A 22,254-nucleotide genomic window follows, 5' to 3' on the forward strand; every position below is an offset into this window, starting at 1 on the left:
CATTGTGCTTGTGAGAAGATCAGGGTTTAACGCCTAACCTAATCACAGTGCATCGCATCAAGCGCCCACACTTATCGGTTGTTTAATTGTTAAAGAGCGGTACTGCTAAATTCTTTACTTTCTTTACTGCCACTTGCTGAACTCGCTTGCTTCGCTGCGGCTTTTGCCTTGCGTCGCCCGCTGTGTCAGCAGCAGAGAGGCGAGATTATGAAGGAGTTTTTATCGCTTGTCAAGTCAGCTTCGTTCGCTTTCGCGCCACCGCCTTCTTGCTTGCGACCCCTTCGGATCTGCTCTCTTTAGCAGCTATCGAAACATCAGAAGCACCCATTCGGGTTAACCCTAAGTTTTCGGCAACTGCCAAGCCTGAAACTATAACACAACTTTTGCAGATTATGCAACCGGCTTTTGCCTGACTTGCATCCTATCTTGCAACCCCGCCGCTTTCGCGGACAGCCCAGAATCCTGGGGTTGGTTACTGCTCAGGTGGCTAGCGAGAGATCCGGGTAAACCCTGAATCAACATCACCAGCCAAGCCCAAGACTATAGCACGATTTTTGCAGATTACGCAACTGGCTTTTGCCTGATTTGCTGCAATCCTTGCAATAACCGCTTGGCGCTCATTCCTGAACCCGTTCGCGGCAGACTTGGCTGGGTTGCCCCGGGTTTTCACCTTGCCTTGCCTGTTGTGCTTGCTTGGCTTCGCAGTTCAAAAAACGTCTGAACTGCGAAGGAGCGAGACTATAGCACAGGTTTTGGGGCTGTCATGCCACTGAAGCAAAACCTTCTCCAGTTTCGACACTCATGGCGCGAGAAGCTGGAGTCGCTCTATATATAGAGAGGCTACCCCCTCATTTCCGACTCCCTCATCTCTCTATATATAGAAGCGTCATCAACACCGGCTTACCAAAGCCGAAGCGCCGGCCCCCAACCAGGGAGAACCGGCGCCCGCTCCGATGCCCTTCGCGTCGCGAAGGAAGCTACCAACGCATGTAGTCCGTGTGCTTCAAGCGTGCCAGGTCGCGTTGCAGGGTGGCTTCGTTGACGAGCCAGCTCGGCGCGCCCACGTCTTGGAGGATATGCGGGTCCATATCGACGGCCAGGTTGCGTAACCGGGCCGCTTCACGCCGTCTGCAGTAGGCGGCCCAGAGCTTGCCGAGCCAGCCGCGCGGCGACGCGCCGTCGACAGCACCACTTTCCGTTGGTGCGCTTCTGACTGCGGAGGTCGGCGACGGTGCCGGTTGCGCGGGCTGCCGTAGCGGACGGAACGAGGGTGACGGTGAGGTGCAAGTTTGGGCAGACATGATGGGCTCCTGGAATTTCGACATTTTGGTAAGCGTAGTCGCCCAGGAAGCGGGTGAAAATCGAATTGTTTTCCGTGCATTGGTCAGTTAAGCTAACCAAATATTGGCCTTCTGCGAAATTTCCTATGCGTTTACCCCTGAACACCCTGCCCGCCTTCCGTGCCGTCGCCGAGTTGCAGAACCTGCGCGCCGCTGCCGACCGGCTGCATCTGACGCATAGCGCGGTCAGCCAGCAGATCAAGGGGTTGGAGGAACAGCTGGGCTTTCCGCTGTTTGAACGCAGCGGGCGCGGGATCGTTTTGAATAGCGCGGGCGCTGCGCTGCTATGCAGCGTGCAGAGCGCGCTAGCGGTGCTGGACGAAGGCGTGATGGCGGCGGCTGCCGCTGCCACCGGCAGCGAACAACGGTTGCGCGTGTCGGTACTGCCCTCTTTTGCGCAGCGCTGGCTGCTGCCCCGCATGGCGCGGTGGCGCGTGCGGAATCCGGGACTGTCGCTGGAAATCGAGACGTCCCAACAAGTGGTGGACCTGGTGCGCGACGGCTTTCATGCCGCGCTGCGGTTTGGTCGCGGCCCCTGGGCGGGCGTGGAGTCCGAGCCCTTGTTCGATATGCCACTGCCGTTGATTGCGCTGGCGTCGCCAGAGACTGCGGCAAAGCTGGAAGACAATTCTCCGGAGACCCTGGCCCGCCAACCGCTGCTGGGCGAACGCGAAATGTGGCAGCACTGGTTCAATGCCGCGGGCCTGCGCACGCCGGTGATGCCCGTGGCCACGTTCAACGATGCGGGGATGATGTTGCAAGCGGCTGAACAAGGCTTGGGCATTACGCTGGGCCGCGAACTGCTGGCGGCCGATGCCCTCTGCGCCGGGCGCCTGGTGCAGATATCGCCAATGAGCGTGCAATATGAACAGGCGCAGACCTACCACCTGGTCTATCCGCCGAGCCTGCGGGAGTGGGCGCCATTGGTGGCGTTAAAGCAATGGCTACGCGACGAGCTGGAGCTGTCGCGCTGCGCGCTCGTCACCACGCCTGCGGAACCTGACGCCTTGCCCGCGAACTCGACGCGAAAAAAAAGGTAAAGCAGCTTTCGCTCCTTTACCCCTACCCAAACACGGCGCCCGGCGGGAGCACTCCCCGCAAGCCAGGATTCGCTTCGCTCGAATAGCCTGGCGGACGCCGCGACGGCGGCAGCCAACGTTGCGTGCCCTCAGGCCGCCTTGCGCGCGGGCGACTTCGCCGGCTGCATCGAATCCGTTTCATTGAAGCGTTGGTGCCACGAAAACGCCTCTTCCAGCAGATGGGGCGTCTGGCCGCCGCGTTGGCAGGCGCGGTCGAAATAGTCCTGCAGGGCGTCGCGGTAGGAAGGATGCACACAGTTCTGGATGATGGCGCGGGCGCGTTCGCGCGGCGCCAGGCCGCGCAAGTCCGCCAGGCCGCACTCGGTCACGAGCACATCCACATCGTGTTCGGTGTGGTCCACGTGGGACACCATCGGGACCACGCTGGAGATGTCGCCGTTCTTGGCCATCGATTTCGACACGAAGATCGCCAGATGGGCGTTGCGCGCGAAGTCACCCGAGCCGCCGATGCCGTTCATCATGTGCGTGCCGCCCACATGCGTGGAGTTCACGTTGCCGTAGATGTCGAATTCCAGCGCCGTGTTGATTCCGATGATGCCCAGGCGGCGGACGATCTCGGGCGCGTTGCTGATTTCCTGCGGACGCAGCACGATGCGTTCGCGATAGTGGTCGATATTGGCCAGGATCTTGTCGTACACGGGTTTGGACACCGTGATGGACGAGGCCGACGCGAAGGCGAGTTTGCCCTGGTCCAGCAGTTCGATGGCGCTGTCCTGCAGCACTTCGGAGTACATCGTCAGATTATCGAAGTCCGACGACTCGAAGCCGTGCAGCACGGCGTTGGCGATGGTGCCGATACCCGCCTGCAGCGGCAGCAACGCGTTGGTCAGGCGGCCCGCGTCCACCTCTCCGCGCAGGAACGTATTGATATGGGCGGCGATGGCATTGGTGTCGTCGTCCGGCGGCAAGGCATTGGAGGGGCTGTCGGGCTCGTGCGTGATGACGATGGCGGCGATCCTGGCCGGGTCCACTTCAATGAAGGGCTGGCCGATACGCTGGTCCACCGACACCAGGCCGATCGGCTGACGCGCGGGGCGATCCGCGGGCACATAGATGTCGTGCAGCCCTTCAATGGCGGCGGGCACGCCCACGTTCAATTCGATGATGATCTTGTCGGCCTGCTGCGCGAACGAGGCCGAGTTTCCGACCGACATCGTCGGCACGATGGCGCCCGATTCCGTGATCGCGGCGGCTTCGATGATGGCGACGTTGATCGGCCCGATATGGCCGGCGCGCAGCTGTTCGACCGTTTCGGACAAATGCTGGTCGATAAAGGCGATTTCGCCTTGATTGATCTTGCGGCGCAACGTGGTGTCGACCTGGAACGGCATGCGGCGCGACAGCGCATTGGCCTGGGCCAGCATCTTGTCGGTATCGTGGCCCAGCGACGCGCCGGTGATCAGCGTGATCGACAGCGGCTCGCGCTCGGCGCGTGCAGCCAGCGCCGCCGGCACGGACTTACAGTCCCCGGCGCGCGTGAAACCGCTCATTCCGACGGTCATGCCGTCTTCAACCAGCAATGCCGCCTGATCGGCGGATGTGATCTTGGCGCGCAGCCCTGGGTGGCGGATACGGTCGAGATGCATGGTGTCTCCAAATTTAAAGGCCAACGGCTTGCGGCCGGGCGCGGCGAGGCCGCCTTTCAGCGCCCGGGCGCCGTCTTTCGCGGCGTTTCCCGATATCCCTGCACGGGCTCAAGGCCTGCACCGGGATGAATTTTCGGCAGTATAGGAAGGCCTGCTTAAATCTCGTAATGACTTAAAATCATTCAAATCAGTCGTTTTTTTCATCGTTTGAGGTTTTTGCGCACAACGCGCCTAGGGAGTTTCCAAGCCATGGACGTGCGTGCGTTGCGCTATTTCGTCGAAACGGTCAGGCATGCCAGCTTCACGCAGGCGGCCAAAGCCCTGTTCGTCACGCAATCGACGGTGAGCAAGATGATTCGGCAGTTGGAGGAAGAAGCGGGCACGCCGCTGCTGATCCGCGACGGCCACACCGCGCGGCCGACGGATACCGGGCGGGTCATGTACCAGCGCGGCCTGCAGGTGCTGGAAACGATGCGGCAACTGTCGGAAGAACTGCGCCAGACCGCCGATCTGCACCGCGGCGCGCTGGAGGTCGGCATCCCGCCGATGATCAACCTGCTGTTCACGCCGGTGGTCAAGCGCTTCCGGGAGCTTCATCCCGGCATCCATCTGACCTTACGCGAGGGCACGGGCCAGGCCGTCGAAGGCCTGGTCGCCAACGGGGAACTGGAGGTGGGCGCCACCATCCTGCCTGTCGCGCCCGACGGCGGACTGGCCGCCCAGTTGTTCGGCAGCTATCCCATCTGGGTCATCGGCCCGCCGGATGCCCCGTGGGCCGGCAAAACGTCCCTGCCCTTGAGCGCCCTGCGCGACGCGCGGCTACTGATCCCCACTGACGACTTCGCCGTCACACGGCGCCTGCGCCAAGCTTTTGCCGATGCGGGCTTTCAGCCCAGCATTGCCGCGCAGAGCGCGCATTGGGACTTTCTGGTTGCGATGGCCTCCGCCGGCCTGGGCGTTGCGCTGCTGCCCGAGCCGCTGATGCAACGCATGAAAACGCGGGGACTCAGCACGGCGAAACTGGCCAAGTCTGGCATGCAATGGGAGGTGGGCCACATCTGGCTGCAATCCGGCTATCTGTCCTTTGCCGCGCGCGCCTGGCTGGACGTCTGCGACGCGGTGCTAGGCAAGCCTAAAAAATCCCTCTCCCGAGGCGGGCTGACGCGTCCGAGTTGATTCCAAACGTTGGCGTGGTAAACGTGGATTTCGTGCCGGGACGCATCAGACGGCCCGCGCATTCCGCGGATCCGATGCGGCCCTGTTTCCGCCCCCTGGGCGCCGACGGGAGGCGCCTTCGAAGTTCAGTGGAAAAATAGGGGACACAGTACTAGTTTTTGTTGCAACGGAGTGGTCCGCAGCTTGTTATGCTGCCGCCTCGACGCGAGTGTCTCGCACAAGAATATGAACCCGATCCGCACCTTCCCGCTCTTACTCCCCCGGCGCTTAACCGCCCATCTCGCCGCGCTTGTCGCGGCGTTGTTGTTGGCGCTCTGTGTAATGCCCGCTTTCGCGGCGCCGCCCGCCAATCCTGCGGAAACCGAAACGCTGCTGGCGGCCGCCCGCAAGCAGATTGACGACATCCGCAAACGCGTCGCCGACGAGACCGACGACGCCACGCTCGTCAAACAGCGCAGCGACGCGCTGGACATCCAGTCCAAGGCCGACGCGGCCAGCGAGGCGCTTGCCCCCCAGTTGACCAGCCTCACCGCGCGGTTAAGCGAGCTGGGCACGCCGCCCGAAGGCGCCAAAGAAGCCCCGGACGTGGCGGCCCAGCGCATGCAGCTGGAAAAGAGCAGCCGCGCGCTGGATGCGCAGATCAAGCTGGCCCGCCTGCTGTCGGTAGATGCCGCCCAGACGGCGGAACAGATTTCGGCGCAGCGCCGCACACAGTTCCAGGCGCGCCTGGGAGAGCGGCGCAATTCGTTCCTGTCCAAACAGTTCTGGGTGGAGTTCCACGAGGAATTCCCCCGCGACCTGGAGCGCCTTGAAGCGTTGGGCGACGACCTTTCCACTGCGATCGGACAGACACCGAAATGGGGATGGCTGCTGCTGGTTGCCGCGGCGGCGCTGACGATCGCGCTGCGCATCTGGATCGGCCGGATGTTCCTACGCCTGACCGCAACTCGGGTACCTCCCGGCCGGCTGCGGCGCTCGTTCCTGGCCGTGGCGCAGTTGACACTATCGGTGGCCACGCCTGGGGTGATCGCACTATTGATCCATGCCGGCCTGGATTGGAATTCGCAGCTGTCCGACAACACCGGAGCGTTGCTGGCCACGCTGGTGGCGACCGTCTGTTTCGGTGGCTATGTCTCGGGTCTGGGCAACGCGCTGTTGTCGACGCACCGCCCGTCCTGGCGCCTGCCACCCATCAGCGATGCCGTGGCGACGCGCCTGAACTGGCTGCCCAATCTGCTGGGCACGCTGGTCGTGATGATCTGGCTGGCCGAGCGCCTGCCCGTATTACTGAACGCCAGCCTGACGACAACCATCACGCTGACCGGCATCGTCGCCGTGATCATCATGACCACGATGGCCATCGTGCTGGCTATCTGCCGCAGGCTGCGCCGCCTGAGCATCCAGGAAAACGACGCGCCCGCGCCCTTCTGGGTTTCACTCTTGCTCGGCACGGTGTGGGCCGTGCTGATCCTGGGCCTGGCCAGTCTGCTGGCGGGCTATGTGGCATTCGGCGCGTTCCTGACCAAGCAAGTGCTTTGGACGCTGATCGTGCTGGCTTCCGCCTACCTGGTGTCGACGCTGATCGAGGACGGTTTCAGCACGCTGCTGGGCACGTCGCATCGCGAAGGCGAGAACGACGGCCCCAGCCTGCGCGATCAGGCTGCCGTGCTGCTGTCAGGCGTCGGCCGCGTGGCCGTGGGCCTCTTGGCGGTGATCCTGCTGCTGGCACCCTTCGGTGAAGGGCCGGCAGATTTGCTGCAGCGCTTTGATCAACTGCGCAAAGGCCTGGCTATCGGTGAGGCGCAGATCCGTCCCGGCGCGGTGCTGCAAGCGCTGATGGTGCTGGGCGTGTCGCTGCTGAGCGTGAAAATGCTCAAGCGCTGGTTGTCGAACCGCTACCTGCCGACGACCGAACTGGATCCGGGCATGCAGCTGTCGGCCGCGACCTTGTTCGGATACGCCGGCTTCGTGCTGGCGGTGGCGCTGTCGTTGTCGGCGGCCGGCATCGGCCTGGAGCGTGTGGCGTGGATCGCCAGTGCGCTGTCGGTGGGGATCGGTTTCGGCCTGCAAGCGGTGGTGCAGAACTTCGTGTCGGGCCTGATCCTGCTGGCGGAACGCCCGGTCAAGGTGGGCGACTGGGTGTCGCTGGGCGGCGTCGAGGGCGACATCCTGCGCATCAATGTCCGCGCCACCGAAATCCAGATGGGCGACCGTTCCACGGTGATTGTGCCGAACTCGGAATTCGTGACCAAGACAGTGCGCAACGTGACCCGATCGAACCCTTTGGGGTTGGTGCAGATCAAGCTGCCTCTGCCGCTGTCGACGGATGCCGAGCAAGTGCGCGAACTGATCCTGCAGGCCTTTGCCGACCATGAGGACGTGCTGGACACGCCCGCGCCCAACGTGTTTTTGGACGGCATCGAAGGGGGCAACCTGATCTTCAATGCCAAGGGTTATGTCTCGTCGCCGCGCGCGTCTTACGGCGTGCGCAGCGCGATGCTGTTCACGGTGCTCAAGCGCCTGAACGACGCCGGCCTGGAAGTGTCTTCGCCCCCCACCATGCTGCTGGCGTCGGCGCCGCAGCTGGCGTCGGCGCCGCAGCCGGCGGCGGTGGCGGCGCCCGCCGCCATCCTGCCGCCCGCCTCCGCCACCTGATCCGGCTTGCCCCACAACGCCTCGAGGTGTCAGCCGGGCGAGTACAGGTCGGCGAACTGCTGCCGCTCAAGCCGCGGGTTGCGCAAGGGCGGCGATGCCAGCGCGGTGGTTTGAACGGCTTGCACCGGATACCCCTGCACTGCCGGCGCTGGCGCCTGGGTCTGGCCTTGCACCGGCGCGGGCGGCACCGCGACGGTGGCCGTCGTGGGCGAGGACTGCGCAACCGCAGTCGTATCGAAACGATGATCGGCCGTCGTCAGCGCCGGATTGGTGCAGAGCCCTTGCGCCACCAGCGCCGCCTTGGTGCGGTCGTCGGTCTGGCACAGGATGTCGATGGCCGCGGTTTCCAGCCGGCGCGAGCGATCCGCGTCCTTGGTGGAGGCGGCCGCCTGCATCGTGCGCTCGAAGTTACGCCGCAGGCTGCATTTCTGGTCTTCAATCGGTATGGCAACGTTCATGCCAAAGCCCACCACCGAGCCGCCGCCGCCTGCCGACACCATGCAGCTGTCCGACGAGAACGAACCATAGAAGCTTTGGCCCCCCACCGGCGGAACCGTCTTCACGGTGCTGGAACCGCTGTTATTGGAATTCAGCGTGATGCCCTGGTTGTTGCCGGCATTGGTCGCCCCCGATGACGCGGAAGTCGTGGAACTGGAGTTACTGGTCTGCGCCGCGGCCGTGCACGCCGCCAGCGACAGGGAGATTGCAAGCACTATGGTTTTCATGATGTCCCCTCGACCGGACGGCCGAAGCCGTCCGGATAATTGGGTCAGTGATTAAAGCCAGAGATGTGGCCCACCCCGCCCACACCGCCGATCGACCCAAACGCGCCGATATTGCCGGCAACGAAAGTCCCCGTCGCCGACGCGGCGGTATCGGTTTTGCCGAATGACGCGCCGCCATTGGCGATACTGTCGCCCACCATAATGGGTGCGTTGCCCGTCACGTTGCCGTACGACTCGCTGGTGGCGTACTGGCGCGTGCTGGTGACCACTTGCGTACCGTCCCGGTTGAACGTGCCGCCGACTTGCGCGACGCCGCCCGTTTCGCCAAACGACGTCTGGCTGGAAGACCCGTAGCCATTGACTTGCGTGGCCACCACCGAACTGCCGGTGGAGACGGATGACGCCGTGCCATTGATCGTGCCGGCATGGCCGGTGATCGACACGGAAGGCATGCCCGGCCCACTGGCATAGGCCGATGCGGCAAACAAGGTCATGGCTGCGACTGCTGCGAGCTTTTTCATTTGAGCTCCTCCTGATCCGCTTCATGCGGATGCACAGGTGCCGGTGGCCGACCGGCGCGGACCGCTACGTCCCTCCCCCGTGCCCGCACATAGACGAGTGGCGTGGGACTTATGTATTGGTACGGAATGATTGCTCCGTCCTAGGCATGTCGATATCGGTTAAACGGGCGACCGGGTCTTTGTGGACGAGGCCTGTCTGTCAATCGGCAAGCGGAACAGACGAGCGCGCGAGCGCCACGCCATGCGTATGGACGATGAAAAAGGCAGGGGAGCCCTGCGCGATGCAGGGGGGCTCAACTTTAAGGATGGGGCGACGCGTCTTGGGCTCGGACAAGGTGCCTAGCGCGCACGCCGGTAGGCAATCCGTTGATAGCCTTTAGGCTTACTGTCAGCCAGAACGAGCAGGCACCGGGTTGAAGAACTGCGCGGCTTCCCGGCGGAGCAGCCAGAGATCGCCCGCGACGAGAACCAGCAGGAAGCCGCACTCCGCCAGATCCAGGTCCGCCAGCACGTGGTAGCTGGCCAGCAGCAGGATGCCTAAACCGCCGGCCAGCCACGCAGGCCACACGGGAGCCAGGCCTTTGACCGGGGCACGCAAACCGCGGCTCCAGCACAGCCAGGCCATCAGCGGCAAGCACAGGACCGACAAGGGAATGTAGATGGCGATGGCCGACAGCAGTACCACCACACTGAACTGCGTGTTGAGCGCCAGCGCCATAACGGCGATAACGGCAATGCCTGCGTACCACAGCAGGCGGACGGCAATGAGACGAGTCAAGGTCACGGCTCGAGGAAATCGGACAGGATGGAATTGGAATTTTCAGCCATACTACTCCGGCCGGTCGGGCCTCACCCGGCCCCAATTATTTGGAGACACCGTCATGATCCAGGAGATTGCCAGCATTCATGTCCGCGAAGGACAGGAAGCGCTGTTCGAGGCAGGCGTTGCACAGGCCAAACCGCTGTTTCTGCGCGCCCGTGGATGCCATGGAATGGAGCTGTATCGCAGCATTGAACAGCCGCAGCGCTACACGCTGGTCGTCGAGTGGGAAACCGTCGAGAACCACATGGTGGATTTTCGGGAATCGCCCGACTTCCAGGAATGGCGCAAGCTGGTGGCAGGCTTCTTCGTCGAGCCGCCCCAGGTCCATCACGAACAGAAAGTGATCTGACCGTCAGCTCTCTTCAGGCGGATCGTCGTACTTGCGGGCGCTGCCGGCAAAACGGTCCGCCGGATATTTCTGCGCGTTCTTGACCATCTTGCGCGCCACGGCGTCGGCGATGTCGATGCCCAGCTGATCCGCCAGCGCCACCAGATACATCTGCACGTCCGCAATTTCGTCGGCAGCGTCCACCAGGCGTTCCGCCGCCATATTGCGCGATTCGGCCTCGGTCAGCCATTGGAACAGGGACACCAGCTCGCCGGCCTCGCCGGACAGGGCCATCGCCAGGTTCTTGGGCGAATGAAAGGGCTGCCACGCTCTTTCTGCCGTGAAGGCCCGCACGGCGAGTTTGATCTGTTCCAGGTCGGACATCGAATTTTCCAGATAGCAGGCGCTGCGTCAGGCCGCGGCCAGACGTGAACTGGCTGCCAGCGCGACGGCCACCGTCGTGCGCACGTCGGCCAACGCGCGGTGAGTGGGGTCCGAGGCGCCCACATGACGCGCCAGGATCTCGAGCTTGTGCGACGGCAGTTCCGGCCAGGCCCGCCGCGCCAGCGCCAGCGTGCAATGCGTGGGATTCGCAAACGGCAGGCCGGTCTGGTCAGCCGCTGCGCCCAGAAAGCGCCGGTCGAACGACGCATTGTGGAAGAATACCGGCAAGTCCTCCACGAATTCCAGGAAGGACGAAAACGCCTGCACCACCGGCACGCCATGGCGGTCGATTTCCGCCTGGGTAATGCCGGTCAGCCGCGTGATGAAAGACGGCACGGGCGACCTCGTGCGAACCACTTGTGTATATTCGCGGGCCAGCATGCCGGACGCTTCGACCCGGACAGCCGCGAACTCCAGGATTTCGCACGTGGCGGTGGACAGGCCGGTGGTTTCCAAGTCGGCCACAATGAACGGGCCGCGCAGCGCCTGCAAGGCCGAATCCAGCGCAGCCGAGGCTTGCGCGCGGTTGACGGTCGTGCGAGACGTCGCGCCGCTGGCGCGAGGCCGCCGGTTGAAGAACGTCACCGTATTTACTCCGTCGGGTGCAACGGCGCGAAGCGCGGCGAACCGTCGGCCAATTGGCCAAAGAACAGCGTGGCGGGCCGCACCCACAGGCCGCGCGCGTGCGGCCACAGGTGTTCGTACACCACCATGGACTCTTCGGTCTCGGAATGACGGGCGGTACCCACATACAGGTAGAGACCGCCCTTGTAGTGGCGGTGCGAGGCAAGGGCGAGGGCTTCGGATTCGGTCATGGACGGTGCCGCAAATAATGCGGCCCGGGCGGAAGCGATCCGGCCCAGGCCTGGGATTCAGACAATACCGTCTTTATAGCGCACTCGCGCGGGCCCCTGCCCGGCCGGACGTCAGTAGCGCACGTACTCCAACACCGGCTTGGGCGGCAGCGGCGTATTGGCCGCCTGCCTGGCCCGCACGGCCGCCGTCACGGGCTTGACCACCCCGACAGGCCGATGGTCTTTGCGCGCAGCCTGCGCATCCGCGGCTTCCTGGGTGGCCCGCAAGGTCTGGGCGGCTTCTGCCGTCATCTGCGTGATGTCTTCGGTGACATCCGCCAGTTTGGCCGATTGCGCCAACGACACGTTCACCACTTCCGCCATGATTTCAGTGACGCGGCGCGATGAGGCCACGATGTCTTCCATCGTGGTGCCGGCCGACTGCACCTGACCGGCGCCACTTTCTATCTGCTCGACGGAGGTCGTGATCAATCCCTTGATCTCTTTCGCAGCGGCGGCGCTGTTTTGCGCCAGACTGCGGACTTCGGCCGCGACCACCGCGAAACCTTTGCCGTGCGTGCCGGCGCGGGCGGCTTCCACGGCGGCGTTCAGCGCCAGGATGTTCGTCTGGAAGGCAATGCCGTCCATCACGCCGATGATCTCGGAAATGCGCCGCGAGCTATCGGTGATGGCCCCCATCGTCTGCACCACGCCCTTCACCGTCTTGCCGCCCTGCTCGGCGACCTTGCTGGCGTCCAGCGCCAGAGCGTTGGCCTGGCTGGCGCGCTCGGCATTTTCGGTCAGGCCCTGCACGGCCACCCGCAGGGTCTGCGCGGCGGTGAAGCGCTTGGTGATGTCGGTGGCGTATTTCACGACCTTGAAAGGCCGGCCTTCCGCGTCGAGGATCGGGTTATAGCTGGCTTCGATCCACACCTGGCGCCCGCCCTTGCCGATGCGCAGGTACTGGCCCGTGTCATGTTCGCCGCTGCGCAGCTTGCGCCAGAATTCCTGGTAGGCGGCCGAGCGCGCCTCTTCGGGCCGCACGAACATGCTGTGATGCCGGCCTTCCACCTCAGCGGCGTGGTAGCCCACGGCATTCAGGAACAAGTCATTGGCGCGGATGATCGTGCCGTCCAATTCGAACTCGATAATCGCCTGCACCTTGGAGATCGCCGCCAACTGGCCTTCAGTGTCCGCCTGGCGCTGCTGCTGATCGGTAATATCAGTGGCGTACTTGACGACTTTGAGCGGCCGACCGCGCTTATCGAAGATGGGGTTATAGGACGCTTGCAGCCAAACGTCCCGGCCATCGCGACGAACGCGGCGGTAACGGCCCGCGTCATAAGCGCCCTGCCCGAGCTTTTCCCAAAAAGCGAGATACTCGGCAGATTCGCGCTCATCCGGATCGATGAACATGCGGTGGTGCTGTCCCAGGATCTCATCCAGGGAATAACCCATAGTGTCCAGGAAATTCTGATTGGCCATCAGGATGTGGCCTTCCAGATCAAATTCGATGACGGCCTGCGCTTTATGGATAGCCGAGATCTGGCCGTACAAATCCGCCTTCTGCATGCCGCGTTCGCCGCGGAACAGGCGCCTTAGGGTGATCCATTGCATGGTGGCTTCTCCTGCCAAGGATGGGACGAAGTTTCTGACAACGGTCGACAAGCGGAATCTCTGAATCAGAACTGCTTGGCGCGTCCCAAACTCAGTCAGTGCACGCCGCGCCGCATGCACTTGCTACCTGGTAGTCCGTCGCCACTGCGGTAACGGCAGGCCTGGACCAAAATTAAAAAAATCGAGAATGTATCCAGTCGAAAATATTTAATCCTAAAAATGATCGATTCTCAACCTATTACCGACCGCTTTGCAGAAAAAATCGCGGCGCACCCTCGCATCGGATAATGATTCAGCGACCTTCAACAGCGCAATCAGCCCGTGCTTATTGTGCCGTTCAGGGTTAATACCAATCCGCTATCTATTTTTCGCTGTTTGAAGCGCGCCGTTTATTAATGGGCGGTCGATGACCCCATTATCAATAGACAGATGAAAATGCGGGTAGCATCAGGCGCCGCTCGGAAACTGCCGACGCGCGGCCGTTAACCCCTCCCCGCAGCCGCCGATGACTCGGACGTCAGGCGGCGTCCAGTTCGCGATATTGGCGGAATATGCACTCGCCAAAAGGCAAACGCCGGCCGCTATCAAAATAGGGCTGCAATGCCGGCAGCGACGCCACGCGCGCGTGCAAGGCCATCACGTTCGGATAATCCGATGCTACCGTCCCCATGCGTTTCGGGAACGCATAGAGCAGGCCGTCAACCAGATGGAACAACGACAGGTCGACGTAGGTCCAACGCTTGCCGCCGGCCAACCACGCCGTCGGCCCGCCGAGCACGCGTTCGAAATACGCCAGGAATTTCGGTATGCGCTCTTCCCGGAAACTACGCGCCCGGCGCGCAGCCTCTTCTTTCTGGTCTTCGTAATAATCGTTGGCGGAAATGGGGTGATGCGTATCGTGCGCCTCGGTCACCATATCGGCGATGGTCAGCTGAAGCTGGTTCACCCAAAGGCGTCCTTCCAGCGATTCCGGGGCCAGGCCGTGCTTTTCTCCCAGGAACAGCAGGATATTGGCGGTCTGGCCCAGCGTCATCCCGTCGGCCACCAGATAAGGCGGCGCGAAAGGCGGATGCTTACGCGGCGACTGCATGTCTTCGATCAGTGAATTTTCCGAGGCACCGGGTTCGCGCGCGCGTTCGCGATAGGGGATACCCCCCGCTTCCAGCGCCAGGCGCACGAACTCACCGCGCCCGGGAATACCGTCCCAATACCAGAGGTCATACGTCATGCCGTCTCCTTGGGGTAAGCGAAGGCTAGGCAGGGAATACGCTGACACCGCCCTCTTGCCCGATAGCCTGCTGGCCTCGGGCCTGTTGATACTGGCGCGGGGATAATCCGAAGTGCGCCCGGAAGTCGCGCGAGAAGTGCGCGCCGTCCGCAAAACCGCAGTCCAACGCAATCTGCGTGATGCTGCAAGGATTATTGAGCAACAACCAGCTTCCATATTCCAGCCGAAGTTGCCGCTGGAATGCCATGGGCGACATGCCCGTGGCAAGGCGGAACGCGCGCTCCAACTGCCGCCGTCCGACCCCGACGTAGCGCGCGATGGCGTCCAGCGGCGGGGGGTTGTCGATGCGCTGCTCGATAAAGTGCGCAGCCTGGCGCACGCGCAGGTCCTGGATGCCGGACAGGTCGGTGCGGAAATGCGCCTGCGGCACCCGGCCTGGGCGCACGCCCTGCAGCATCATGTGCCGCATCGCCTGCTGGGCCTTGTCGCGCCCGCAATGGCGGGCCACCAGATACAGGCCGAGGTCGATCGCCGCGGTGGACCCCGCGCAGGAGATCAGGTCGCCCTCGTCCACGAACAGGCGGTCCACCACCGCGCGGGTCTGCGGAAAACGCTCGCGGAACGCATCCAGCACATTCCAATGCACGCATACCGTGCGGGGCCCGATCACGTCGGCCTGCGCCAGCGCGAAGGTGCCGGTGCAGATGCCCAACAAGCGCACCCGCAGCGCCGCCGCCAGCCGTAGCCAGTCGCGCAGCGGCTCGGGCATGCGGCCGTTGATGTAGTCGTTGCCCCCGCACACGGCAACGTAATCGAACTGGGCGGGGTCGTCGGGCAGGCTGTCGGCCACATCGATGGTCAGGCCGGCGCTGGAGCAGCGCGGCTTGCCGTCCCAACTCATGACGCGCCATGCCGTATGGATCTGCCGACTGCGTCCGCCGTGGTCGCCGGCCAGGCGCAGCACGTCCACCAAACCAGCGAAGGCAGCCAGCGTGAACTGGTCCATCAGCACGATACCGATGGTCAGTGCGGGTTTCCCCGGGGGCAGGCCTTGTGCGGCGTCCTCATAGGGGGAAGTGGCGGAGGCGGTGATTTCGACGTCAGTCATGACGCAATTATTCAAGTTTTTGTCCCGCGCCTTCAAGCTCGTTTTCCCGGGGATCGCCCAAGATGCAGGTATGGCAACGTCACGGTTCCGTCCTGGAGCACCCTGCTCCAGCGACACCCGCGACAAGCCGATAAATCGACAAGGGGAATCCGACATGGCAACACCTACCCGCAGCGCAGTCCGCGCCGCTTTGCTGGGCGCCGGGCTATTGCTGGCCACGCAGGCGATGGCGCAGCAGCAGAAGATCACCGTCGCCTGGTACGGCGGCAACTGGGGCGACGCGTTCCGCGCCTGCGTCGCCGACCCCTACACCAAGGCCACCGGCGTGACGGTCGTGCCGGAAGTCGGCACATCGACCACCACGCTGGCCAAGCTGCAGCAGCAGAAGAACGCGCCTACGATCGACGTGGCCTGGATGGACGGCGGCATCAGCGAACTGGCCGCCCAGGCCGGCGTGCTGGACACGCTGGACCCCGCGGCCATCCCCAACCTGAAGAACGTCATCGACCAGGGCGTATACCGCAACGGCGATGCAGCCTATGCCGTCAGCACGGGCTATTACTCGTTGGGCATCACCTACAACACCAAGGAAGTGCCGCAGGCGCCGACCAGCTGGAAGGACTTGTGGAAGCCCGAGTATGCCGGCGCCGTCGCCGTGCCCTCGCCCGCGAATTCGTCCGGCGTGCCGTTCATTTTCTTCCTGGCGCGCGTCTGGGCCATCGACCCGTCAAACCTGGCGCCCCTATACGCCAAGCTGGCCACCCTGGACACCGCCTTGTTCTTCGACAGCTCGGGCGCGGCCAGCAACGCCTATCAAAGCGGCGAGGCCATCATCGGCGCGCACTTCAACGTGGGCGCGTGGGACTTGATCGACAAGGGCTTGCCTATCGGCTTCGCCGTGCCCAAGGAAGGCGCGTGGGCTACGGATGCCCGCCTGCATCTGGTCAAGGGCGCGCCTAATGCGGCGGCCGCCAAGAAGTTCATCGATACCGCGTTGACGCCAGACGCCGCGGCTTGCCTGGCCACGCGCCTGTACTTGGGGCCGGCCGTCAAGGACGTGCAGGTGCCCAAGGACGTAGCCCGCAAGCTGCCGTGGGGCGCCGAGGGCTCGGTGAAGAACCTGAGCCTCTTCGACTGGAACCTCATCAACAGCCGCCGCGCCGAAGTCACCGACGCGTGGAACCGCCAGGTTGCCCGCAAGCGCTAGGGTCCAGGGATCAATCATGTCCGCTTTGCTCACCATCGAAGGCGTGTCGATGCGCTTTGGCGCCTACCAGGCGCTGGACCACATCGACCTGGACATCCAGCAGGGGGAGTTCGTCGCCCTGCTGGGGCCCAGCGGCTGCGGCAAGACCACCTTGCTGCGCTCGATCGCCGGCTTCCTGAAGCCCGAATCGGGCCGCATCCTGATCGACGGCCAGGACATCAGCCGATTGGCCGCGCACCATCGTCCGCTTAACACGGTGTTCCAGAACTACGCGCTGTTTCCGCACATGACCGTGCTGGAGAACGTCGCCTATGGCCCGCGGCGCCAAGGCGCATCAAAGGCCGAGGCCGCCGAGCGCGCCCGCGCGGCGCTGGACATGGTGGGGCTGGCGGACTTCGGCCCGCGCTACCCCCGCGAGATGTCCGGCGGCCAGCAGCAACGGGTGGCGCTGGCGCGCGCCATCGTCAACCAGCCCAAGCTGTTGTTGCTGGACGAACCGTTGTCGGCGCTGGACCTGAAGCTGCGCAAGCGCATGCAACTGGAGCTCAAGCACCTGCAAGCCAAGCTGGGTATCGCCTTCATCTTCGTCACTCACGATCAGGAAGAAGCGATGACCATGGCCGACCGGGTCGTCGTCATGCATGCGGGGCGCATCGAACAGGTGGGCGCAGGCACGGACATCTATCGCCAGCCCGCCACGCGCTTCGTGGCGGAGTTCATCGGCGACGCGAACTTCATGGCTTTCACCGCGACAGAGGGTGGCACCCTGCAGCTGGAGGCCCAGGGCCTGCGCGTGCCGCTGGGCGGCAAGCCGGCGCCCGCGCGCGGCGTGGCGGTGCTGCGGCCCGAAGACTTGCGGCTGAGCGCCGAAGCGTCCGCGCACACGCTGACCGGCGCGGTCACGGACGTCATCAACGTGGGCAGTCACAGCATGATCCACGTGGACATCGGCGGCCAGTCGGTGGTGGCGCGCCATGGCGGCATTGCGCCTGCCGAGCTGCGCCCGGGCACGACGGTGCACCTGGCCTTCGCGCCGGAGCACCTGCACCTGATCGGTGAACAGCCATGAACCGGCGCGCCTGGCTCTCGCCTGGCCTGCTGCTGGCGGCCCCCGTGCTGTTCTTTGCGGCCTTCTTCCTGGCGCCGTTGGCGGTGGTGGCGTTGGCCAGCATCACGGGCGGGCCAGACGGCGGGACGCTGACCTTGCAACAGTACCTGCGCGTGCTGGCCGACCAATATCACTGGGATGTGATCCTGGTGACCTTCCGACTGGCCTTCTTCACCACCGTCGTATGCGTGATCCTGGGCTACCCGCTCGCGTGGTACCTGGTGCGCGTGGTGCGCTGGCAGGCGTGGCGTCGCTTCTGCGTGATCCTGCTGGTGGTGCCGCTGTTCACCAGCAACATCGTGCGCGCGTTCGGCTGGATGGTGCTGCTGGGCCGTAACGGCCTGGTCAACCAGGCGATGGTTGGCGTCGGCGCGGCCGACCGTCCGGTGCGCTTCATCGGCACCGAGTTGGGCATTCTGATCGGCATGGTCTACGTACTGCTGCCTTTCGTGGTGCTGGCGGTGGGCAATGCGCTGGCCCGGGTGGACCCGGCCTGCGAGCAGGCGTCCGCAGACCTGGGCGCAAGCCCGACGGCGACGTTCTTCCACATCACCTGGCCGCTGACGCTGCCCGGCGTGGTGTCGGGCGCCATCATCGTCTTCACATTGGCGGTCAGCGCGTATGTGACACCTGCGTTGCTGTCCGGCGGACGGATCTCGGTCTTGTCCATGCTGATCTTCCAGCAATACAGCTCGGTCTTCGATTTCCACTACGGCGGAGCGCTGAGCATGGTGCTGCTGGTCTTCACCCTGATTCTGGTTGCGCTGGCGAACCGCGCCGCCACCCTGCCTGGAGCCGCGCGATGATCGCCCGCAATCTGATCCGCCTGATCGCGCTGGCCGTGCTGGCCTACCTGGCCCTGCCGCTGGTGGTGATCCTGGGCTCGTCGTTCACGGCCACGCCGTACCTGGCGTTCCCGCCCCAGGGCTGGACGCTGGAGTGGTACCGCACCCTGCTGGTGGAAGCCGGCTACGTCGCCGCGTTCACCACCAGCACGGTGCTGGCGCTGGCGGCGACCGTTGCCGCCGTCGTGCTGACCGTGCCCGCTGCGCTGGCGGTGGCGCGCTACGAATTCCCGGGAAAGGCGGCGCTGACGTCGGTGCTGATGTCGCCGCTGGTGCTGCCGCACATCGTGCTGGGCGCGGCGCTGCTGCAGTACGGCGCGTATTTCGGCCTGACGCGCAGCTTCCTGTCGCTGTTGATCGGGCACATCGTCATCATCGCGCCGTTCGTGCTGCGTTCAACACTGACCCTGCTGACGCCGGAGCAGCGCGCGCTGGAAGAGGCTTCCGCGGACCTGGGCGCCAACCCTTGGACCACATTCTTCCTGGTGGTGCTGCCGCAGATCCGGCCGGGCATCGTGACCGGTTCCATCTTCGCGTTCATCTCGTCATGGATCAACGTGGAGCTTTCCATCTTCAACACCACGGCGGACCTGAACACCATCCCCGTGAAGCTTTTCAACTACGTGCAGTACACGATAGATCCGACCATCGCAGCCGTATCGGGCGCCACGATCGTGGTTGCGGTGATCGCCATCGTCATTCTTGATTTGACCGTCGGGCTGGACATGCTGTCCGAACGCGGCAAATAGTTTCTCGACTCCCGGGTTTTCCCCTCATCCTACTTTTGTCTGGAGCCACAGTCATGCGCAAGCAAGACGCGTTCGATGTCATCTATACCCATACCGAAGGCGAGCCCCTGTGCATCGTGCATAGCGGCATCCCCTACCCCGCCGGATCCACCATCCTGGAAAAGCGGGCTTTCCTGGAGCAGAACTACGACTGGCTGCGTCAAGCGCTGATGCGCGAACCGCGCGGCCACAAGGACATGTTCGGCGTATTCCTCACGCCGCCGTCCAGTCCCGAATTCGACGCCGGCCTGATCTACATCGACGGCACCGAGTATTCCCACATGTGCGGCCACGGCACGATCGCGGTCAGCATGGCGATGGTGGCCAATGGCCTGGTGGCGCGCGGCAAGGACGGCATCACCAAGATCCGCTTTGAAACCACGGCCGGCCTGGTCGTGTCGGAAGTGGCATCCGAAGGCGACAACGTGCTGTGGACGCGCTTCGAGAACGTGCCGGCCTACGTGGCGGCGCAGGACATCCCGGTGGAACTGCCGGGCTACGGCAAGCTGTCCGCCGACATCGTCTGGGGCGGCAACTACTTCGGCATCGTGGACCTGTCGGGTTGCGACCTGCGGATCTCGCCGGACAACGGCACCGAGCTGTCGCGCATGGGCCTGATCGTGCGTGACCAGTTGAACGCGCGCCATCGCATCCAGCACCCGACCGAAGCGCACATCAACAATCTGAACTTCATCACGTTCTGGCATCAGCCGACGATCGAAGGCGCGTTCTACAAGAACGTGCACGTGTTCAGCGCCGGCCAGCTAGACCGTTCGCCCGGCGGCACGGGCACCAGCGCCATGATGGCCATGTTCGAGGCGCGCGGAAAGATGGGCCTGAACCAGCCGATCAAATCCGAAGGCCTGCTGGGCAGCGGCACGTTTGAAGGCTGCCTGCTGGGCGAGGTAGACCTGAACGGCACGCGCGCCGTCCGGCCCACCGTCAAGGGCACCGCCAGCATCCTGGGCACCGCGCGCTGGGTGATCGACCGCAACGACCCGGTCGGCGCGGGCTTCCTGATCCGCTGAACCCGGCAGGCCGTAGGATGGGTGAAGCGCGGGGGTTCTTAGGCGAGAACGCTGCTGCCCAGCGCGCGTAACCCATCAAGCAGCGGTGATTTCTTGGCAACTTTAGCTACAACGCAAGCGCTGCCTGATGGGTTGCGCGCGCTGAACGCGAGAGTCCTTGCTTAAGAACTCTCGCGCTTCACCCATCCTACGATCGCTCAGGGTGCCTGAGCGGCGTCCTCGAGGATCATTTCGGCGCCGCGCTCGGCCACCATCATGACGGCGGCCTGCGTGTTGCCGGAGACCATCTTCGGCATCACCGACGCGTCCACCACGCGCAGCCCCGTCAGGCCGTTCACGCGCAAGCGCACGTCGGTCACGGCGGCCGCGTCCGAGCCCATGCGGCAGGTGCCGATGGGGTGATAGATCGTCTGGCCATTGCGCCGCGCGAAGTCCAGCCATTGCTCGTCGCTTTCCACGGCGGCGCCGGGGCTGACTTCGGCCTCGATGAACCGTTGCATGGCCGGTTGTCCCACGATACGGCGCGCCACTTTCATGCCGCCGACGAGGCTGTCGCGATCGATCTGCGCCGACAGGAAGTTCGGGCGGATCGACGGGCCCGCCAAGGGATCGGCGGATTTGATGTGGATGCTGCCCACCGATTCCGGGCGCAGCTGTGCCACGCCGATCGTCATGCCCGGATGGCGGTCCAGGATGCGTTCGGCCGCGTTGGCATAGCTGGCATGCACGAAGAAGAACTGCACATCGGGCGTCGGCAGGTCAGGCGCGCTCTTGACGAAGCCGTGGACGAGCCCCGTGCCCAGCGTCAGGATGCCGGTGTGGCGGGTGTAGTAGCGAGCGACCTGTTGCGCCAGGCGCCAGCCGCGCGACATTTCGTTCAAGGTCACGGCATTCTTCACGCGCCAATTCATGCGCGTCGCGAAGTGGTCGATATAGTTTTCACCGACCTGCGCCTGCGCGTGCACCAGCGGGATGTTGAAGGATTGCAGCCGCGCCGGATCGCCCACGCCGGACAGTTCCAGCAACTGCGGCGACTGCACCGCCCCCAGGCACAGCACCGTTTCGCGGCGCGCCCGCACGGTGTGCTCCTGGCCGTTCTGGCGATACGTCACGCCCACGCAACGCTTGCCCTCGAACACCAGCCGCGTCACATGCGCGCCGCACTCCACCTTCAGGTTCTGGCGGCCGGCCGCGGGCTTCATATAGCCGTCCACCACGCTCCAACGCCTGCCGCGATGCTGCAGTACCTGGTAGTAGCCCACGCCTTCCTGGTTGCCGCTGTTGTAGTCGGCGTTCAGCGGCTGGCCATCCTCTTGCGCCGCGCGCAGGAAAGCGTCGGACACCGGAAAGCGTTCGGCGACTTCCTCCAGATGCATCGGCCCGTTCTTGCCCCGGCTTTCGCCGCCGGGTTCGTAATGCTCGATCTTGCGGAACAGCCGTTCGGCCTGCGCATGCCCCCAACCCGTCGCACCCGCGGCTTCCCAGCCGTCGTAGTCCTGCGACTGGCCTCGCACGTAGATCATGCCGTTGATCAGCGTGGACCCGCCCACGCCCTTGCCGCGCGGCACGGCGATGGTGCGGCCGTGGACGTTGTCTTCGGGCTCGGTCGCAAAGCGCCAGTTGTAGTCCGGGTTCACCAGCAGCTTGGAAAAGCCCGCCGGAATCGAGATCCACATGCTGCGGGCCTCGAAGCCGGCTTCCAGCATCAGGACGCGATGCTTGCCGTCGGCGGTGAGCCGGTTGGCCAGGATGCAACCCGCCGTGCCGCCGCCCGCAATAATGAAATCGTAGTCGCCCATCTTTTTATCTACTCCGTCCTGATATCGGCTGCAT

Annotated in this window: 20 protein-coding genes; 9 read left to right on the plus strand and 11 right to left on the minus strand. The window is 64.1% G+C overall.

The window, feature by feature from the left end; translation table 11 throughout:
- Window positions 1–1,426 precede the first annotated feature (1,426 nt).
- On the plus strand, window positions 1,427–2,380 hold the full coding sequence (locus CEY09_RS29155; RefSeq protein WP_006227878.1) for a LysR substrate-binding domain-containing protein: 954 nt from the start codon (window positions 1,427–1,429) through the stop codon (window positions 2,378–2,380).
- Window positions 2,381–2,508: 128 nt separating this feature from the next.
- Here CEY09_RS29155 and CEY09_RS29160 read toward each other — a convergent pair whose 3' ends face one another.
- Window positions 2,509–4,026 carry an acetyl-CoA hydrolase/transferase family protein gene (locus CEY09_RS29160; protein WP_088591274.1) on the minus strand — a complete coding sequence of 506 codons (1,518 nt, stop codon included), beginning with the start codon at window positions 4,024–4,026 and terminating at the stop codon, window positions 2,509–2,511.
- Between the two features lie 249 nt (window positions 4,027–4,275).
- On the opposite strand from CEY09_RS29160, the gene CEY09_RS29165 reads away from it, so the two are divergent.
- On the plus strand, window positions 4,276–5,202 hold the full coding sequence (locus tag CEY09_RS29165; protein ID WP_088591275.1) for a LysR family transcriptional regulator: 927 nt from the start codon (window positions 4,276–4,278) through the stop codon (window positions 5,200–5,202).
- 225 nt (window positions 5,203–5,427) lie between these two features.
- Entirely contained in the window at window positions 5,428–7,857 is a 2,430-nt protein-coding gene (locus CEY09_RS29170) for a DUF3772 domain-containing protein (protein ID WP_088591276.1), read from the plus strand.
- A 29-nt stretch (window positions 7,858–7,886) separates the two neighbouring features.
- Here CEY09_RS29170 and CEY09_RS29175 read toward each other — a convergent pair whose 3' ends face one another.
- The 3 genes from CEY09_RS29175 to CEY09_RS29185 form a co-directional block, all read right to left on the minus strand.
- On the minus strand, window positions 7,887–8,582 hold the full coding sequence (locus CEY09_RS29175) for a hypothetical protein (RefSeq protein ID WP_088591277.1): 696 nt from the start codon (window positions 8,580–8,582) through the stop codon (window positions 7,887–7,889).
- A gap of 44 nt (window positions 8,583–8,626) precedes the next feature.
- Window positions 8,627–9,103 (minus strand): hypothetical protein, encoded by a 477-nt coding sequence (locus CEY09_RS29180; protein ID WP_035214242.1) that lies wholly within the window; start codon window positions 9,101–9,103, stop codon window positions 8,627–8,629.
- 388 nt (window positions 9,104–9,491) lie between these two features.
- On the minus strand, window positions 9,492–9,887 hold the full coding sequence (locus CEY09_RS29185) for a hypothetical protein (RefSeq protein WP_167390183.1): 396 nt from the start codon (window positions 9,885–9,887) through the stop codon (window positions 9,492–9,494).
- A 97-nt stretch (window positions 9,888–9,984) separates the two neighbouring features.
- Here CEY09_RS29185 and CEY09_RS29190 point away from each other — a divergent pair, with 97 nt between their 5' ends.
- The gene (locus tag CEY09_RS29190) at window positions 9,985–10,275 is read left to right on the plus strand and encodes an antibiotic biosynthesis monooxygenase family protein (RefSeq protein ID WP_088591279.1); all 291 of its coding nucleotides are present in this window, start codon (window positions 9,985–9,987) and stop codon (window positions 10,273–10,275) included.
- Window positions 10,276–10,278: 3 nt separating this feature from the next.
- Here the strand turns inward: CEY09_RS29190 and CEY09_RS29195 are convergent, their stop codons facing one another.
- The 6 genes from CEY09_RS29195 to CEY09_RS29220 form a co-directional block, all read right to left on the minus strand.
- Window positions 10,279–10,638 (minus strand): nucleotide pyrophosphohydrolase, encoded by a 360-nt coding sequence (locus tag CEY09_RS29195; protein WP_088591280.1) that lies wholly within the window; start codon window positions 10,636–10,638, stop codon window positions 10,279–10,281.
- Between the two features lie 27 nt (window positions 10,639–10,665).
- Window positions 10,666–11,283, minus strand: coding sequence for a 3'-5' exonuclease (locus CEY09_RS29200; RefSeq protein WP_006227869.1), 618 nt, complete (start codon window positions 11,281–11,283; stop codon window positions 10,666–10,668).
- 5 nt (window positions 11,284–11,288) lie between these two features.
- Window positions 11,289–11,513, minus strand: a complete 225-nt coding sequence (locus tag CEY09_RS29205) for a DUF1653 domain-containing protein (RefSeq protein WP_006227868.1) — start codon at window positions 11,511–11,513, stop codon at window positions 11,289–11,291.
- A gap of 111 nt (window positions 11,514–11,624) precedes the next feature.
- Window positions 11,625–13,109, minus strand: a complete 1,485-nt coding sequence (locus CEY09_RS29210; protein ID WP_088591281.1) for a methyl-accepting chemotaxis protein — start codon at window positions 13,107–13,109, stop codon at window positions 11,625–11,627.
- Window positions 13,110–13,626: 517 nt separating this feature from the next.
- Window positions 13,627–14,337: a glutathione S-transferase gene (locus tag CEY09_RS29215; RefSeq protein WP_088591282.1), complete on the minus strand. Its 711-nt coding sequence runs from the start codon at window positions 14,335–14,337 to the stop codon at window positions 13,627–13,629.
- 25 nt (window positions 14,338–14,362) lie between these two features.
- Window positions 14,363–15,445 (minus strand): GlxA family transcriptional regulator, encoded by a 1,083-nt coding sequence (locus CEY09_RS29220; RefSeq protein ID WP_006227865.1) that lies wholly within the window; start codon window positions 15,443–15,445, stop codon window positions 14,363–14,365.
- Window positions 15,446–15,599: 154 nt separating this feature from the next.
- Here CEY09_RS29220 and CEY09_RS29225 point away from each other — a divergent pair, with 154 nt between their 5' ends.
- From CEY09_RS29225 to CEY09_RS29245, 5 genes are read left to right on the plus strand one after another with little or no spacing between them, the layout of a single operon-like run.
- Window positions 15,600–16,652, plus strand: a complete 1,053-nt coding sequence (locus CEY09_RS29225; RefSeq protein WP_035214238.1) for an ABC transporter substrate-binding protein — start codon at window positions 15,600–15,602, stop codon at window positions 16,650–16,652.
- A gap of 16 nt (window positions 16,653–16,668) precedes the next feature.
- Window positions 16,669–17,721, plus strand: a complete 1,053-nt coding sequence (locus tag CEY09_RS29230; RefSeq protein WP_088591283.1) for an ABC transporter ATP-binding protein — start codon at window positions 16,669–16,671, stop codon at window positions 17,719–17,721.
- The gene (locus CEY09_RS29235; protein ID WP_088591284.1) at window positions 17,718–18,566 is read left to right on the plus strand and encodes an ABC transporter permease; all 849 of its coding nucleotides are present in this window, start codon (window positions 17,718–17,720) and stop codon (window positions 18,564–18,566) included. Before CEY09_RS29230 ends, CEY09_RS29235 begins: the two co-directional genes overlap by 4 nt.
- On the plus strand, window positions 18,563–19,354 hold the full coding sequence (locus CEY09_RS29240) for an ABC transporter permease (RefSeq protein WP_006227861.1): 792 nt from the start codon (window positions 18,563–18,565) through the stop codon (window positions 19,352–19,354). The genes CEY09_RS29235 and CEY09_RS29240 overlap by 4 nt, the downstream gene beginning before the upstream one ends.
- 53 nt (window positions 19,355–19,407) lie before the next feature.
- Window positions 19,408–20,421, plus strand: a complete 1,014-nt coding sequence (locus CEY09_RS29245; protein ID WP_006227860.1) for a proline racemase family protein — start codon at window positions 19,408–19,410, stop codon at window positions 20,419–20,421.
- A gap of 197 nt (window positions 20,422–20,618) precedes the next feature.
- Here CEY09_RS29245 and CEY09_RS29250 read toward each other — a convergent pair whose 3' ends face one another.
- Window positions 20,619–22,220 carry a GMC family oxidoreductase gene (locus CEY09_RS29250; protein WP_088591285.1) on the minus strand — a complete coding sequence of 534 codons (1,602 nt, stop codon included), beginning with the start codon at window positions 22,218–22,220 and terminating at the stop codon, window positions 20,619–20,621.
- Between the last annotated feature and the right edge of the window lie 34 nt (window positions 22,221–22,254).

The sequence above is a fragment of the Achromobacter marplatensis genome, assembly GCF_002209535.1.
In the GTDB taxonomy this organism is placed as follows: domain Bacteria; phylum Pseudomonadota; class Gammaproteobacteria; order Burkholderiales; family Burkholderiaceae_B; genus Achromobacter; species Achromobacter marplatensis.

Excerpts from the sequence above, each read along its gene's own strand:
- CEY09_RS29190 (WP_088591279.1), top strand. The coding sequence starts at position 9,985 with ATGATCCAGGAGATTGCCAGCATTCATGTCCGCGAAGGACAGGAAGCG.
- CEY09_RS29220 (WP_006227865.1), bottom strand. The coding sequence starts at position 15,445 with ATGACTGACGTCGAAATCACCGCCTCCGCCACTTCCCCCTATGAGGAC.
- CEY09_RS29175 (WP_088591277.1), bottom strand. The coding sequence starts at position 8,582 with ATGAAAACCATAGTGCTTGCAATCTCCCTGTCGCTGGCGGCGTGCACG.
- CEY09_RS29155 (WP_006227878.1), top strand. The coding sequence starts at position 1,427 with ATGCGTTTACCCCTGAACACCCTGCCCGCCTTCCGTGCCGTCGCCGAG.
- CEY09_RS29170 (WP_088591276.1), top strand. The coding sequence starts at position 5,428 with ATGAACCCGATCCGCACCTTCCCGCTCTTACTCCCCCGGCGCTTAACC.
- CEY09_RS29195 (WP_088591280.1), bottom strand. The coding sequence starts at position 10,638 with ATGTCCGACCTGGAACAGATCAAACTCGCCGTGCGGGCCTTCACGGCA.
- CEY09_RS29205 (WP_006227868.1), bottom strand. The coding sequence starts at position 11,513 with ATGACCGAATCCGAAGCCCTCGCCCTTGCCTCGCACCGCCACTACAAG.
- CEY09_RS29165 (WP_088591275.1), top strand. The coding sequence starts at position 4,276 with ATGGACGTGCGTGCGTTGCGCTATTTCGTCGAAACGGTCAGGCATGCC.
- CEY09_RS29160 (WP_088591274.1), bottom strand. The coding sequence starts at position 4,026 with ATGCATCTCGACCGTATCCGCCACCCAGGGCTGCGCGCCAAGATCACA.
- CEY09_RS29215 (WP_088591282.1), bottom strand. The coding sequence starts at position 14,337 with ATGACGTATGACCTCTGGTATTGGGACGGTATTCCCGGGCGCGGTGAG.
- CEY09_RS29250 (WP_088591285.1), bottom strand. The coding sequence starts at position 22,220 with ATGGGCGACTACGATTTCATTATTGCGGGCGGCGGCACGGCGGGTTGC.
- CEY09_RS29180 (WP_035214242.1), bottom strand. The coding sequence starts at position 9,103 with ATGAAAAAGCTCGCAGCAGTCGCAGCCATGACCTTGTTTGCCGCATCG.
- CEY09_RS29210 (WP_088591281.1), bottom strand. The coding sequence starts at position 13,109 with ATGCAATGGATCACCCTAAGGCGCCTGTTCCGCGGCGAACGCGGCATG.
- CEY09_RS29240 (WP_006227861.1), top strand. The coding sequence starts at position 18,563 with ATGATCGCCCGCAATCTGATCCGCCTGATCGCGCTGGCCGTGCTGGCC.
- CEY09_RS29235 (WP_088591284.1), top strand. The coding sequence starts at position 17,718 with ATGAACCGGCGCGCCTGGCTCTCGCCTGGCCTGCTGCTGGCGGCCCCC.
- CEY09_RS29245 (WP_006227860.1), top strand. The coding sequence starts at position 19,408 with ATGCGCAAGCAAGACGCGTTCGATGTCATCTATACCCATACCGAAGGC.
- CEY09_RS29230 (WP_088591283.1), top strand. The coding sequence starts at position 16,669 with ATGTCCGCTTTGCTCACCATCGAAGGCGTGTCGATGCGCTTTGGCGCC.
- CEY09_RS29225 (WP_035214238.1), top strand. The coding sequence starts at position 15,600 with ATGGCAACACCTACCCGCAGCGCAGTCCGCGCCGCTTTGCTGGGCGCC.